Annotated in this window: 9 protein-coding genes; 3 read left to right on the top strand and 6 right to left on the bottom strand. The window is 60.0% G+C overall.

All coding sequences use genetic code 11. The annotated features are described in order from the left end of the window. Nucleotides 1-16 precede the first annotated feature (16 nt). Complete coding sequence (locus OQE62_RS08290) at nucleotides 17-919, top strand: NmrA family NAD(P)-binding protein (RefSeq protein ID WP_265721550.1); 903 nt, start codon at nucleotides 17-19, stop codon at nucleotides 917-919. Between the two features lie 131 nt (nucleotides 920-1,050). On the opposite strand, the gene OQE62_RS08285 is transcribed toward OQE62_RS08290, so the two are convergent. The 3 genes from OQE62_RS08285 to OQE62_RS08275 all read right to left on the bottom strand — a co-directional run bounded on the left by OQE62_RS08285 (nucleotide 1,051) and on the right by OQE62_RS08275 (nucleotide 6,020). Further along, a complete protein-coding gene (locus tag OQE62_RS08285; protein WP_265721549.1) occupies nucleotides 1,051-2,496 on the bottom strand; it encodes a hypothetical protein in 1,446 nt (481 codons plus the stop codon). A 59-nt stretch (nucleotides 2,497-2,555) separates the two neighbouring features. Continuing rightward, nucleotides 2,556-4,295, bottom strand: a complete 1,740-nt coding sequence (ligB, locus tag OQE62_RS08280) for an NAD-dependent DNA ligase LigB (RefSeq protein ID WP_265721548.1) — start codon at nucleotides 4,293-4,295, stop codon at nucleotides 2,556-2,558. 321 nt (nucleotides 4,296-4,616) lie between these two features. Beyond that, nucleotides 4,617-6,020: a family 43 glycosylhydrolase gene (locus OQE62_RS08275; RefSeq protein WP_265721547.1), complete on the bottom strand. Its 1,404-nt coding sequence runs from the start codon at nucleotides 6,018-6,020 to the stop codon at nucleotides 4,617-4,619. 290 nt (nucleotides 6,021-6,310) lie between these two features. On the opposite strand from OQE62_RS08275, the gene OQE62_RS08270 reads away from it, so the two are divergent. Both OQE62_RS08270 and OQE62_RS08265 read left to right on the top strand, forming a co-directional pair. Next, nucleotides 6,311-8,173, top strand: coding sequence for a hypothetical protein (locus OQE62_RS08270; RefSeq protein WP_265721546.1), 1,863 nt, complete (start codon nucleotides 6,311-6,313; stop codon nucleotides 8,171-8,173). A gap of 71 nt (nucleotides 8,174-8,244) precedes the next feature. Next, nucleotides 8,245-10,284: a bifunctional 2',3'-cyclic-nucleotide 2'-phosphodiesterase/3'-nucleotidase gene (locus OQE62_RS08265; RefSeq protein ID WP_265721545.1), complete on the top strand. Its 2,040-nt coding sequence runs from the start codon at nucleotides 8,245-8,247 to the stop codon at nucleotides 10,282-10,284. A 148-nt stretch (nucleotides 10,285-10,432) separates the two neighbouring features. On the opposite strand, the gene OQE62_RS08260 is transcribed toward OQE62_RS08265, so the two are convergent. The 3 genes from OQE62_RS08260 to OQE62_RS08250 are packed head-to-tail and all read right to left on the bottom strand — an operon-like array spanning nucleotide 10,433 to nucleotide 13,408. Then, nucleotides 10,433-11,356, bottom strand: a complete 924-nt coding sequence (locus tag OQE62_RS08260) for an SMP-30/gluconolactonase/LRE family protein (protein ID WP_265721544.1) — start codon at nucleotides 11,354-11,356, stop codon at nucleotides 10,433-10,435. Then, the gene (gene yjfF, locus OQE62_RS08255) at nucleotides 11,349-12,317 is read right to left on the bottom strand and encodes a galactofuranose ABC transporter, permease protein YjfF (RefSeq protein WP_265721543.1); all 969 of its coding nucleotides are present in this window, start codon (nucleotides 12,315-12,317) and stop codon (nucleotides 11,349-11,351) included. The genes OQE62_RS08260 and yjfF overlap by 8 nt, the downstream gene beginning before the upstream one ends. Continuing rightward, nucleotides 12,317-13,408, bottom strand: coding sequence for an ABC transporter permease (locus OQE62_RS08250; protein ID WP_265721542.1), 1,092 nt, complete (start codon nucleotides 13,406-13,408; stop codon nucleotides 12,317-12,319). The genes yjfF and OQE62_RS08250 overlap by 1 nt, the downstream gene beginning before the upstream one ends. Between the last annotated feature and the right edge of the window lie 51 nt (nucleotides 13,409-13,459).

Below are 13,459 nucleotides of genomic sequence, written 5' to 3'. Positions count from 1 at the left end.
TTCAAGGAGCAACGATATGAGTCGAGAAAAGAAGCTGATCGCGGTGGTCGGAGCAACCGGCCAACAGGGCGCGGGCGTAGTGACGGCATTGAAGGCCAGCGGCACTTTTCGGGTACGGGCACTGACGCGCGCCCCCGAACACTACCGAGGGCCGGCAGATGAGGTGGTGTACGCCGACCTGGATACCCCGGACACCCTGGTCAGTGCTTTTCGGGACGCCTATGGCGTGTTTGCGGTCACCAATGCCTGGCAGCCGGGCACGGACGAAGCCGCACAGTGCCGGGCCGCCATTCGCGCCGCCCGGGGCGCCGGCGTCACGCATTTTATCTGGTCCACCCTGCCGGACGTAGCCGGTATCAGCGCCAACCGTTTTGATGTGCCTCACTTCAGTAACAAGGCGGCAATGGACAGGGAAGTCACAGCGGCCGGCTTTAAGTTTCATACCTTTGTTATGCCTGGCTTCTATTACCAGAATTTCATCCAGGCTCTTACCCCTACCAGCCAGGCGGATGGCACGCGGGGCTGGGCCCTACCACTCGACCCGGCCGTAGAGATAGAAATGGCGGACATTGCGGATCTGGGCAAACTGGTGGCGGGAGCCTTCCATCAGCCCGAAAAGGCGGATGATGGAATTTATCTCCCTCTGGTGGGCGACCGATTGAGTTTTAACCAGATAATCGAAATCCTGAGGAAACAGGGACATTCGCTGACATTTACCCGGGTACCAGCAAAGGATTTTGAGGAGGGGTTTCCGGGTGCACGTGAACTGGCACAGATGATGGCCTGGTTTGAAGCGTATGGCTATCTGGGAGGCAATTATCGTCAGCAGATTAAGCTGGCTGAAACCATTGCCGGTTCAAGCCCAGGAAAGTTCGCAAGTTGGGCGCAGGCGCATATACCCTTGGATCGGGAAGGTTGAAGGGACAGGCCACGCTTCCTCGGCGACATTCATCTGTCGGGAAGCGTGGCCTGGCTGTATAAAACTGGCAGACAGAGCCCACATCGCCATTGCTATGCCTCAGGATCAACAACGTGATCCACAATGCAATATCATGTGTCCACTTCTTCGAAACTTGGGATCGGCCTTACTTCTTCAGGAGTCTCAGTATACCCGGAATCCATGGTTCTAAGGTCGTCATCGTCAAGATGTTCTGAGTTTTTCTCCTCAGTTTCATCGACAGATTCAGGTTTTATAGCTTCTTCATCGGCTGACCTTACTTTCTTTGGCTTCGGTGGCGGCGCCTGCCACGGCACAACATGCTGGCCTACTATTTCATAAAATCGGGTTACACAGGATACTAACTCCGGAACGAAGTTTCGCCGCTGTGTAAATTTTCCACCCAGATCGGAAACTGCGCGTATTTCAAAGGTACGAGGCAGCTGCCCTTTCCTATCCCTTACCAGAATTTCGGAATCCTCTCGAATCTGAACAAGCTCTGCGCATGTCTCCTGCGTTCGACCAGGCCATTTAGCAACGATCATAATACTGCCGTCCTCAGTCTTGGACAATTGACGGAGTAACCATGTAACGGTTGCCGGAGCTCGCTTCTTGTCTCTTGGAGCATCTACCGTCATCGACACTGTTACTGAACGCCGGGTCAAATCAGCCTCAACCGAGATAGGTGAGGCCGCACCTGGAACATTCAGGCGACTCTTAAGTTCACCAGTAGAAGTGAAAGTATTCTGTAGTGCTTCCAGCCGACCATTTGGGTCTTTTCTCTCTTTGGCACTCAAGACTGTAGTCACGTTTGTTTCCAGATCCCGGCTCATACGGAGAGCTGTGCATCGCATCAGCTCGTCCCAGTCACTCACTACAGCGGCACCCAGCGGCGATTTCTTATCCACTTTCGACTTGGCAAAGTAAAGCTTGCAGGTCTCAACCCACTCCTTTCCCATTTGCTCAAATTCGCTGACACCGGCTGAGTCATGCTCCAGATAGCGGACATATTCTTCAAGCATATAGGACTGATCTGGATCCGAAACAGTACTTTTCGAAATCTGAATCTTCGCTTCAGTTTTAAGATATGACCACGACCAGTGAAACAAGGAAACTTTCTTTAACTTCTGACGATTGATATCGCAGGGCGACTGCGTAGGCGTCGAGACGAACTGGTTGGAAATGGTGACAACGGCGTCAACACCGTGCTCCTTCGCTATATCCAAATAGCGATCTACCTGTACCGAATCGAGGTCCGCCCCTCTGGATTTTGCCTCCACCAGGGCACGCCACTCCCTTCGACCGTTGTCAACAACAATCAATGCATCCGGTCGATCTTTACTATCATTTTTGGAGGACTTGAAAACAGGCTCTACCCAAGCCCTGGTCTTGGCACGCTTTCCTGTGGGAGCTCCTAATGTCCCCAATAGAGATTCGGCGAATTCTTCCACGGCCATGAGCATGGCACAGGTAACGCAGGTGTTCCGGAGTTCGGGCTTTGTTGCTACTGGAATCAGGCGAGCAAACTCGCCAGACACCAAGTATTCGGGCTTCTTCATGAATATTTCTCCTATCTTACGCCAAAGTAATGGCAGTTATATGAATACCTCTTCTCAACCTACTGAAAACCTTCTATGCCAAGTGCTTGCAATCTTTCTTGCAGTGCCAGCACTTTTTCATGCTGCAAAAAACCGCCAATCTTCGCAGCACGGCCAGGTCCGATACCGGAAAGCTGTTGCCAATGTAGTTCACCGTGTTTTGCAAAACCCGAAAATGTCGCGTTGCGCCAAACCTCTTCCGGCAACAGGCTTGCCGAGGGCATCCCCAACGCAGTCATCCAACTCCGAAAGTCCCGCTCCCGCGCCTGCCGAAAGTTGCCCAACAACTTATCCGCCCTCTTCTCCCCAATCCCCGGCACCGCCATCAGCTCTCCCCGCGTCAACGAAGTCCAGGCCAGCAGATTCGGCAACAGCCCGGCCTCGTAAAGAGAACGCCACCGCGCCTCCCCCATTCCCCGAAATCCCAGCTTGTCTCCCAGCCACTCGGCCCGCGCCAGGAACTGGGCCACACAGCCCGGCGCCGGATGCCAGCAACTGAGCGGGCCGTAGTCAGCCGGGTCGGGTACCGGCAGTTGGACGCGCTCTGCGGCGGGCAGGATCACGTCGCGAATGTGTGGAATCGTCTGGCCAGCCAGGGCCAGGCGGAGGCGGTCGCCGGGGCGGATATCCAGGGACTGCCAGCGTTGGAAGGAGCCGCTGCTGACGCGGCGGATTTTGCGATCGTCGAGCAGGGTCGGTTCCACTTTTACCACCGGCACTATTTTGCCGGTGCGGCCTACCGGAAACTCAACGCCCGTCACTGTCGCCAGCGCGGTGGCCGCCGGGTGTTTCCAGGCGGCGGTCCAGTGGGGCGGCTCGGGTTGCCATTTTTCCGCCGCGGGGCGACGGCTCTGTTTGAGGACGATGCCGTCGGTGGCGAAGGGCTGGGGTTGGCGGTAGAAGTGTCGGCGCCAGCGGCGCGCCTCTTTCAGGGTATTTACGCGGTGGGTGTAGGCGGTGGTGTCGTAGCCCAGGGTTTCCAGGGCGCGCAGGCGTCGGGGCAGTGTCTCGGGGCCGTTGGGCCAGTCCCAGACGAACAGGGCCAGGGACTCGGCCTGTTCGGCGGACAGGGTGTCGGAGGCCATGGCGCCGCTGGCGCGGCCGCGGGCCTTGTCACCGCCCTCCGCCTGGATATGGTTTTGCAGGCGCCAGTAGATCTCGCCCTGCAGGACCAGTTGTGCGCGTTTGTCGGGGATTGTTTTGTGGATGGCGGGGATGCGGCGGGCGTGGCGGGTCCAGTCCTGGCCGCGCCGGCCATTGCCGCGGCTGATCATCTTGTGTAGTTTGCCGTGGCGGTAGACCAGGGTTACGGCCACGCCGTCGACCTTGGGTTGTAGCCAGGTGTCTTTGTGGTGATCCAGCCAGCGGGCGACCGCTTCGGAATCGCGGAGCTTTTGCAGGCCGGCCTGGGGGATCGGGTGGGAGACGGTACCGGTGGACTGGCGGTCCGGCGGTTTCGGGTTCCGGGCCAGATCCGGGAAGCAGCGGTTCCAGTGCGCCAGGGTTGTGCGGGCCTTGTCGTAGACGGCGTCTTCTACAACGGAGCGATGCTCGAGGTAATAGGCGTTGTCCCAGCGTTGGACTTTCTGGCTCAGGCTGGTGATTTCCTGCTTCGCCTGCGGCGGTTTCCAGTCTGGGCAGTCCGCGGTGGCGGCGAGGACTGGAGGGTTGGCGGCGAGTAACAGGCACAGTGCCGCAAGGTGGAATAGGCTGCGGCGGTGATTGGGTTTTTCTTCTGGTCCGGGTTGTGACAATTCCATCTGTCTGGCTTTTTTATGTTTTTTGCTGGTGGTATTTGTACTTCCTTGTATTACATGCGATTACAGCTGTGTGGGTCGCTGACTTTCTGGGCCCCGATTTTTTTGATGGGCACGTCGCTGCGCTCCTTTACCCATCCTACATGGGTTTCTTGCGGGGAGTTGGTTTTGGGGCGAGGGTCTACCTTTTCTCGCCTGCAAGCCGGCTCCTACGGGGGGAGGAGTCTGCTCTCTGGGGAGGGATTACCTTAGCGGACTTTTCTGGGTTGGTAAAAGGGCTGTGCCGCAATGGCACAGCCCTTTGATGCGGGTGATCACTTGGTGTCAGGGAGCGCGGAAATACCACTGCTGGTTTCCGCCACCGGTCTCGGACCACTGGAGCACCGTGGCACCGTCGGACTGGCTCTTGCCTTCCACGTCCAGCACATGGCCGCTGAGGCGCGAGCGGATCATGAAATAGCCGTCGCCGGTGTCTTCGAGCAGCCACTGCTGGCCCTCGCCCTCCCAGTAATCCCACTGGGCGATATTGGCGCCCGCGTCTTCCGACCGCTCCCATACATCCAGGCTGCGATTGCTGCCCTGATTGATCAGGCTGTAGTAGCCGTTGCCCAGGTCGGTGAGCTGCCAGCGCTGGCCGGCGTCACCGGCGTAGCCGCGCTGCTCCACATCGGCGCCGTTTTCGGTGGAGTTGTTCTCCACGCTCAGCGCCTTGTCGCTGTGTCGCGCCTCGATCACATAGGTGCCGTCGGCGGGCGGGCCGGCCACCACCGGGCAGTCGCCGGGAGTGTAGTCGCGGGTCATGGACGGCCAGCCGTCGACATAAGTCATGTGCTGCACATCCAGCTTGGCCGCGCCATTGTCCGTGGCGTCGTAGTAGTGGGTGGAGACGTAGTTGCAACTGCCCTCCTGCAGCAGCCCCACATGCCCGGGGCCGTGATACTTGCCCTCGCGGTTCGGCAGTATGGTGCGCCAGCCGCTGTAGGGGCCGGTGATGCTGGTGGCGCGGCCCACTTCGATGTAATAGGTGCTGTCCAGGCCTTCACAACATTTGCCGCGATTGACGAACAGGTAGTAATAGCCATTGTTTTTGGTGATATACGGGGCCTCGATACTCTGGTGGCCGCCGCCGTACAGGTGGGTGACACCGCCGATGGTCTTGCCGGTGGCCGGGTCGATCTCCACAACGCCGATGCCATCGAACCAGGAGCCGTAGCTCATATAGACGCGGCCGTCGTCGTCGCGGAACAGCGCCGGGTCGATCGCGTTTTTCTCGTTGGTGCCACCGTTGGAGCTGATCACCATGCCCTGATCCTGCCAGTCGGGGTTGTTCAGGGACGGGGTGCGCACCACGCCGATGGCGGAACGGGAGGAACCGAAGGTGGAGACGGAATAGTAGATATAGTAATAGCCATCCATATAGATGGCGTCCGGCGCCCAGAATTCACCCTCGAAGTCCGGCACGGCGCTGTCGATCCAGGCCGGCCAGCCGCTCGGGAATACGGGCTCGGGGCCGGCTTCCCAGTGGGTGATGTTCTGGGAGGTGGAATACCAGATACCGCCGCCGGTGGTGAAGTGGTAGTAGGTACCGCCGTCCTTGACGATGGCAGCGGGGTCGTGGGAGTTGTCCAGGCCCGTCATGGTGACGGCGAAGGCGTTGACGCTGATACAGGCAAGTAACAGGGCACGCAACAGCGTGCACAGCCCTGACAGGGGTGTACGTAGGATCATCGCTCTTTCCTTTTATATTTATTTGAAAAATGAGCGCATACACTTATTTGTATTATTGTATGCAATTAGAGAGTAGGCGTTTAGCGACAGAAGATCCAGCCATAACCCGGGTTATTTGGCGCCAACTGGCGCAAAAAACCTCCTCTGGGCCATAGAATCACGGGATCTGCCAAGCGGGCCGCTGTTCTCGCCGGGAAAATTTAACGAAATCGTCACCAATTCTTAGCCAGATTTTCTTTTCCGTCGGTCACCCTCCGGCTGCAGCTACAATCCCGAACAAGGACGCCCCCATGAAAAGAATAGTGCTGACAACCCTGCTCCTCAGCGGCCTGGCCCAGGCCGCCCCCTACGAATGGAACTACCCGGCACCGGCCCTGACACCGGGCGCCAACGACAACGGCAAGGTGGTGCTCTTCGACGTTTCCCACGGCGGCACCGAGGGCAATGCGGACTGGGTGATCGACGGCGCCTTTTCCGATTTCGCCGACGACCTGGTGGCCGCCGGCTACACGGTGGAGGAGTACCGCGGCCTGGACAAAAACGGCGACGGTGTCATCCAGTTCGTGGACGACTACACCAACCCCGGCACCGCCAACAGCAATGCCAACGAGGCGGTGATCACCCACGCCGCCATCAGCCACGCGGACGTACTGGTGCTGGCGGAGAGCAACCGCCCCTTCACCCAGGTGGAACAGCAGGCGCTCGAAGACTTCGTTGCGGACGGCAAGGGTATTTTCTTTATCGCCGACCACTACAACGCGGACCGCAACCTCAATAGCTGGGACAGCACCGAGGTGTTCAACGGCTACAACCGCTCCACCCTGCTCCAGTTCAATGTCGGCGGCAGCTACGGCGACCTGCGCAACCCCGGCAGCGCCAGCGGCTGGTTGGCCGGGGAGTTCGGTATCCGCTTTCGCTTCAACGCCATCGACTGGCACAGCGGCGTCAGCGGCATAGAACCGTCGTCGCAGGTGGAAGGGCTCACCGACGGCGTGGGCCCGGTACTGATGGCCGGCGGCGCCACGCTCGCCATCACCGATCCGAACCGGGCCAAGGGCCTGGTGTATTTCTCCGGCAGCGACAATCCCGACCCCTGGACCCACGCGGTGGATTCCGGTCTCTACTTCGGCGGCAGCGACGAGGGGCCCTATGTGGCCATCGCCAAATCCGGCCCGGGCAAGGCGGCGTTTATCGGCGATTCCAGCCCCATCGAAGACGCCTCCCCCAAGTACAAGCGCCAAGACAACGGCAATAGCAAAAGCACCTACCCCGGCTGGACCGACGCCGGCAACGCCGCCCAGCTCAGCCTCAACCTGATCGACTGGCTGGCGACGCCGGAAAGCTATACCCATTTCGACAGCAGCGCCCACCCTGCGGGTACCGCCACGCCCAATCCCATGGCCAGTGTGGAACAGGACGATCCGGATAACGGCCAGCCCTGGAGCAGCCCCTCCAACGGCTACAACCCCTGGGATGCCAGCACCTTCGATTACGGCGCCTACGGCGCGGCGGACGGCCCCGCCGGCAGTGGCGGGGGTGGTGGCGAAACCCTCTCCGTAAGCGAGGCGCTGGCCCTTTCCAACGGCACCCAGGTCACGGTGGAAGGGGAAATCACCCAAGCCATCAACGGCGAATACGCCCTGGAAATTGAAGACCCGGCCAGTGGCAGCACGCTTTACGTAAAACTGGAAAGCCAGTACCGCGCCGAGTTCAGCCCCCAGAACAATCCGGCGGTGATCGGCGAGACATTGAATGTCAGCGGTACCCGCGACAGTTACATGAGCCAGCCCAGCATCGAATACGTTACCGACATGCAACTGGTCAGCGGCGGTGGCGGCAGCGGCTCCTGCGGTTCGACCGGGGCGGTTTCCGTAGGCACCGCTTACGCCAGTGATCAGGGCACGGCGCTGACGGTAGTGGGGGAAGTGATCGGCGGAATCAACGATCCCTACGCCCTGGAACTGGGTGACCTGAACAGCGGCACCACCATCTACGTGAAGCTGGAATCCGGCCAACGCGCCCAATTCAGCCCGGCCAACAACCCCTCCATAGTGGGCGAAACCCTCGAGGTGGAGGGAGTGCGCGACCTCTATATGAACTACCCGAGCCTGGAGTCGGTCAGCAGCCTGACCGAGATCGGCAACTGCCCCTGAATGTTTTTAATCTTTTTCACCCGGACGACGGCACTGCCGCCGTCCTTTTTCTATTGAAAGAAGGAAAAATAATGACGTCCTGTTTTCGAACACTACTCGCAATATCCATAACCGGCACTGCCCTGATCACTGGCTGCAGCGGCGGCGACAACGAACGATTCGTTTCTCCCGCACAGGGCAATAACGACAATAGCGATGGCACCGTCCAGGTGGATCTGCGCCTGATGGAAACCACGGATATCCATTCCAATGTAATGGACTACAACTACTACGGCGACGCGCCCGATACCGCGGTGGGCCTGGTGCGCACCGCAACCCTGATAAAAAATGCCCGCGCCGAGCTGGAAAACCCGGACAACAGCGTGCTGGTGGACAACGGCGACCTGATTCAGGGCAGCCCCATGGGCAACTGGCGCCAGGCGGAAGGCCTTACCGCCGACCAGGTGCACCCGGTGTACAAGGCCATGAACGAGCTGGACTACGACGTAGCCAACTACGGCAACCACGAATTCAACTACGGCCTGGATTACCTGGCGGAAAGTATCAACGACGCCAACTTCCCCTACATCAGCGCCAATATTTTCAAGGACGATGGCGATGCGGATGACAGCAACGACCAGCTCTACTTCGAGCCCTACCAGCTGATCGATAAAACCCTGCTGGACCGCAACGGCGATCCCCGGGATATCACCATCGGCTTTATCGGTTTCGTGCCGCCGCAGATCATGCAGTGGGACAAGAGCAACCTGGAAGGCAAGGTAAAAGCCCGCGATATCAAGGCCATGGCGGAGCGCTTTGTACCGGAAATGCGGGAACAGGGAGCGGATATCGTCGTCGCCATCCCCCACTCCGGCATCAGCACTACCGCCTACACCGAAGCCGACAAACCGGAAAACAGCAGCTGGTACCTGGCGGATGTGGAGGGCATTGATGCCATCATGTTCGGCCACAGCCACCTGCTGTTCCCTTCCGACAACTTCGCCGACACTGCCGAAGTGGATATCGAAGCCGGCACCATCAGAGGCGTGCCCGCGGTCATGCCCGGCTACTGGGGCAGCCACCTGGGCGTGATCGACCTGGCCCTCGACTACGACACAGGCGCGGATAGCTGGCGCATCGCCGACAGCGCCGTCTCCACCCCGGCCATTGTCACCGACGACTCGCCCACCGTGGAGGCGGATGCGAACCTGGTAGCCATGCTGGCCGACGATCACCAGGCCACCATCGACTATATGAACCAGCCCATCGGCGAATCCACCGACGATATTTTCAGCTTCCTGGCCGTCGTAAAAGACGATCCCTCGGTACAGATCATCAGCGACGCGCAGAAAGCCTATGTGGAAGAACTGATTGAAGGGGACGTCAACCTGCAGCACCTGCCGGTACTCTCCGCCGCTGCGCCCTTCAAGGCCTGCACCCGCGACGGCATCTGCTCGGACGAGAGCAGCTTTACCGTGGTGCCCGAGGGCGAACTCAAGGTCAGGAACGCCGCGGACCTCTACCTCTACCCCAACACATTGATGGCGGTGAAGCTGAACGGCGCGGAACTGACCCAGTGGCTGGAATGCTCCGCCTCCCAGTTCCACCAGATCGATATCGATTCCGCCGAACGCCAGGAACTGGTGAACTTCAGCGGTTTCCCCACCTACAATTTCGATGTGATCGACGGTGTGACTTACCAGATAGACGTGACCCAGCCGGCCCGCTACGACGGCGACTGCGCGAAGATCAGCGACGGCAACCGCATCGCAAACCTGCAGTACCAGGGCAACGCGGTAGCGGACGACGACGAATTCCTGGTCGCCACCAACAACTACCGCGCCGGCGGCGGCAAGTTTGCCGGCACCGGCGGCGATCATATCGTCATCGAGTCCCCGGACGAAAACCGCACGGTGCTGGCGGACTACATCAAGGAAAACAGCCCGGTAACCCCCACCGCCGACGGCAACTGGTCATTCGCGCCGATTGAAAGCGCCACCGACCTGGAGATCGTTTTCCGCACACCCGACACCGACCGGACCGACAACTTCGTGGCCACCCAGGCGCCGGAGGCGATTTTCCTGGAGGTGAACGAGAACGGCGAAGCGGTTTACGAATTGAATCTTCAGTGAACGCGTAGGGTGCGCCGTGCGCACCGGGAACCCCAGAGCGGGGCGGTGCGCGCGGCGCACCCTACGGTACATCGTAGGAGCCTGCTTGCAGGCGAACAGGAATGGGGCTCAACGGCCATTCGCCTGCAAGCAGGCTCCTACAAGAGGGTTACGCGGTCTGTTTGATGTTCCGGGATGATTCCAGCAACGCGCTGCTATCGAACACCGGGTCCTGTACCCCCCTGAACGGCGTCTGCAGTACGAACAGGCCGCCGGCACAGCGTTCGCGGTCGAGGGTCCATTCGCTCAGGGATTCGCGCGCGGAGGTCACGAACAGCAGGTCCATATTCTCGCCGCCGAAGGCGACGCAGGTGGTCTGGCTGACCGGTAGTGTCACGGCACCGGCGGTGCGCCCGTTCGCGTCGTAGCGAACCACCCGCGCACCCTGCCACTGGGCGGACCAGAGGTGGCCATCGGCGTCTACGGTAGCGCCGTCCGGATAGCGGTGCATCAGGGTGCGGTTGAACAGTTGGCGGTTGCTGATATCACCGGTCTTTGCATCGAAGTCGTAGCGGTACAGTTTTCTTCTGGGCGTGTCGGCAAAGTAGAAGTGTTCGCCCCGGGGATCCCATGCACAGCCATTGGAAATCCGGATATCGCTCGCCATCTGCGTCACACCGCCACCGGTGTCCAGGCGGAAGAGACCGGCGTCGGCGCGATCAGAGCCATCTTCCACCATGGTGCCGGCCCAGAAGCGGCCCTGCCGGTCGATGCGGCCGTCGTTAAAGCGCATACCGGAATTCTCCGGCAGCAGGGTTTTCTGCCACAGCACTTCACCCTGCCGATAATCGTAGAGAACGAAACCGCTTTCGAACGCGGCGACGATGCAGTTTTCGCGGTCGGTAAAAGCGAAGGCGCAGAGACGCTCCGGGGTTTCGAACACTTCCAGCTCGCGGCTCGGCCACTGCAGCCGGTAGAGTTTGCACTCCTGGATATCGGTCCACCAGACACTGTTGTCCCGGTGGTTCCACTGCACCCCTTCGCCGAGGGTATTTTCTACATCAATGATATCGATGAGCTGTACATCAAGCATGCGCCATTCCCCTGTTGCCTCGCGCTGTAAGCAGTCGCTGCATGGCGATAAATGCGAACAGCAGCAGGCCGATAACAATTTTTGTCCACCAGCTGTTGAGGGTGCCGTCAAATGAAATATAGGTCTGGATAATGCCCATGATCAAAACGCCGATCAGGGTACCGATGACATAACCGGAGCCGCCGGTCAGCAGGGTGCCACCGATGACCACCGCCGCAATGGCATCCAGTTCCATGCCAACGGCCGCCAGTGAATAGCCGGAGAAGGTATAAAACGAGTAGACAATTCCCGCCAGCGCGGACAGGAATCCGCTGATGGCATAGATCGAAATGGTCGTGCGCGCCACCGGTACCCCCATCAGCCGGGCGGATTGGGCATTGCCGCCGAGCGCGTAGATATAGCCACCCAGGCGGCTGTAGTGGGCCAGCACAACCGCGCCCGCCACCACCAGCGCCAGGATCAGGGTGGAAGCCCCTACCCAGGCGTCTCCGGGCAGGAAGGTACCGAAATCCGCCACGGCGTCGTAAAAGGAATGATCGATGGGGACCGACTTGTCGCTGAGGATGGTCGCCAGGCCCCGGGCCAGGAACATGCCGGCCAGGGTGACGATAAACGGCTGCAACTTGTAATAGTGAATCAATGCACCCATGGTGGCGCCGAACAGGCCACCGCCGATCAGCACCAGCGGGAATACCACCAGCGGATGCAGGCCCGCCTCGCCGATCAGTACACCACAGGCGACGCCGGTCAGCGCGATCACCGCGCCCACGGACAGGTCGATACCGCCGGAGATGATCACGAAGGTCATGCCGATGGCGGTGATCGCCAGGAAGGCGTTGTCGGTAAACAGGTTGGCCAGCACGCGGGTGCTGCCGAAGTGATCGAACTGCAGCGAGCCGATCAGGAACAGCAGCATAAACAGGCCGCCGGTCACATACAGGGAAGTAAATCTGGAATTCATCACGCCTCTGCCCTCTCCCCGACGGATTTGTTGCTTTTCGACTTGGCCAGCGCAATCAGCGCCCCCATCTGTGCCTGGAAGCGCGGGCTCTGCAGTAGCAGTACGAAAACGACCACCAGCGACTTGATCACCAGGTTATATTTCGGCGGCACGCCGCTCATGATGATGGTGGTGCTGAGACACTGGATGATCAGCACACCCACCAGCGACAGCACAAGCGAAAAGCGACCACCCATCAGCGAGGCGCCGCCGATCACCACTGCCAGAATGGCATCCAGCTCCAGCCACAGGCCGGCGTTATTGGCATCGGAGCCCTGGATATCCGCCGCGGCGATCATACCCGCCAGCGCTGCGCAGAGGCCGGCGATGCAGTAGACCATCATTTTTACCGCGCGCGCATTGACCCCCAGGTAGTGGCTGGCGCCGGCATTGCAGCCAACGGATTCCACAAACAGGCCCAGTGCGGTTTTGCGCATCAGAAGCTGGATGGCGGCGAACACCATCAGCACCAGCAGGATCGGGAAAGGCACACCGAATACGGAGCCGGTGCCGATAAAGGTAAAGGCTTCGTTCTGGAAGGTGACGATCTGGCCCGCGTTGATCAACTGGGCGATACCGCGACCCGCTACCATCAGTATCAGGGTGGCGACGATGGGCTGGATACCGAGGAAGCTCACCAGGCTGCCGTTGACGGCGCCGATCAGGATGCCGATGGCCATGCCGCCGGCGACGACCAGGAAAATACTGTCCACGCCGCCGACCAGCATATTGGCACAGACGGCGCCGGCGATGGCCATGGTGGCGCCCACGGACAGGTCGATACCGCCGGTGGCAATCACAAGCGTCATGCCGATGGCCAGCAGGGCCACCGGGGCGCTGCGGTTAAGCACATCGATCAGGCTGCCGTAGAGCCGGCCGTCGACGAGTTTTACCTGGAAGAATTCCGGTGACAGCACCAGGTTGATGGCCAGCAGCAGGACCAGGCCCAGCAGTGGCCAGAGGTAGCGGCCGTTCAGCGGCGGCAATAGGCCGCGCGGCCCGGCCGGCGAAACTGGCTGCTCTTTGGCGGCAGCGGGTGGTAGGTTGTTCACATCTCGCCTCTTTTTTTATTTGGTTTCGCTTTTGTTTTGGTTGATCTGTTT

This window comes from Microbulbifer halophilus (assembly GCF_026183675.1).
GTDB lineage: Bacteria > Pseudomonadota > Gammaproteobacteria > Pseudomonadales > Cellvibrionaceae > Microbulbifer > Microbulbifer halophilus.
This window is presented reverse-complemented; position numbering and strand designations above follow the sequence as displayed.

Excerpts from the sequence above, each read along its gene's own strand:
- OQE62_RS08275 (WP_265721547.1), bottom strand. The coding sequence starts at position 6,020 with ATGATCCTACGTACACCCCTGTCAGGGCTGTGCACGCTGTTGCGTGCC.
- ligB (WP_265721548.1), bottom strand. The coding sequence starts at position 4,295 with ATGGAATTGTCACAACCCGGACCAGAAGAAAAACCCAATCACCGCCGC.
- OQE62_RS08290 (WP_265721550.1), top strand. The coding sequence starts at position 17 with ATGAGTCGAGAAAAGAAGCTGATCGCGGTGGTCGGAGCAACCGGCCAA.
- OQE62_RS08285 (WP_265721549.1), bottom strand. The coding sequence starts at position 2,496 with ATGAAGAAGCCCGAATACTTGGTGTCTGGCGAGTTTGCTCGCCTGATT.
- yjfF (WP_265721543.1), bottom strand. The coding sequence starts at position 12,317 with ATGAATTCCAGATTTACTTCCCTGTATGTGACCGGCGGCCTGTTTATG.
- OQE62_RS08265 (WP_265721545.1), top strand. The coding sequence starts at position 8,245 with ATGACGTCCTGTTTTCGAACACTACTCGCAATATCCATAACCGGCACT.
- OQE62_RS08270 (WP_265721546.1), top strand. The coding sequence starts at position 6,311 with ATGAAAAGAATAGTGCTGACAACCCTGCTCCTCAGCGGCCTGGCCCAG.
- OQE62_RS08260 (WP_265721544.1), bottom strand. The coding sequence starts at position 11,356 with ATGCTTGATGTACAGCTCATCGATATCATTGATGTAGAAAATACCCTC.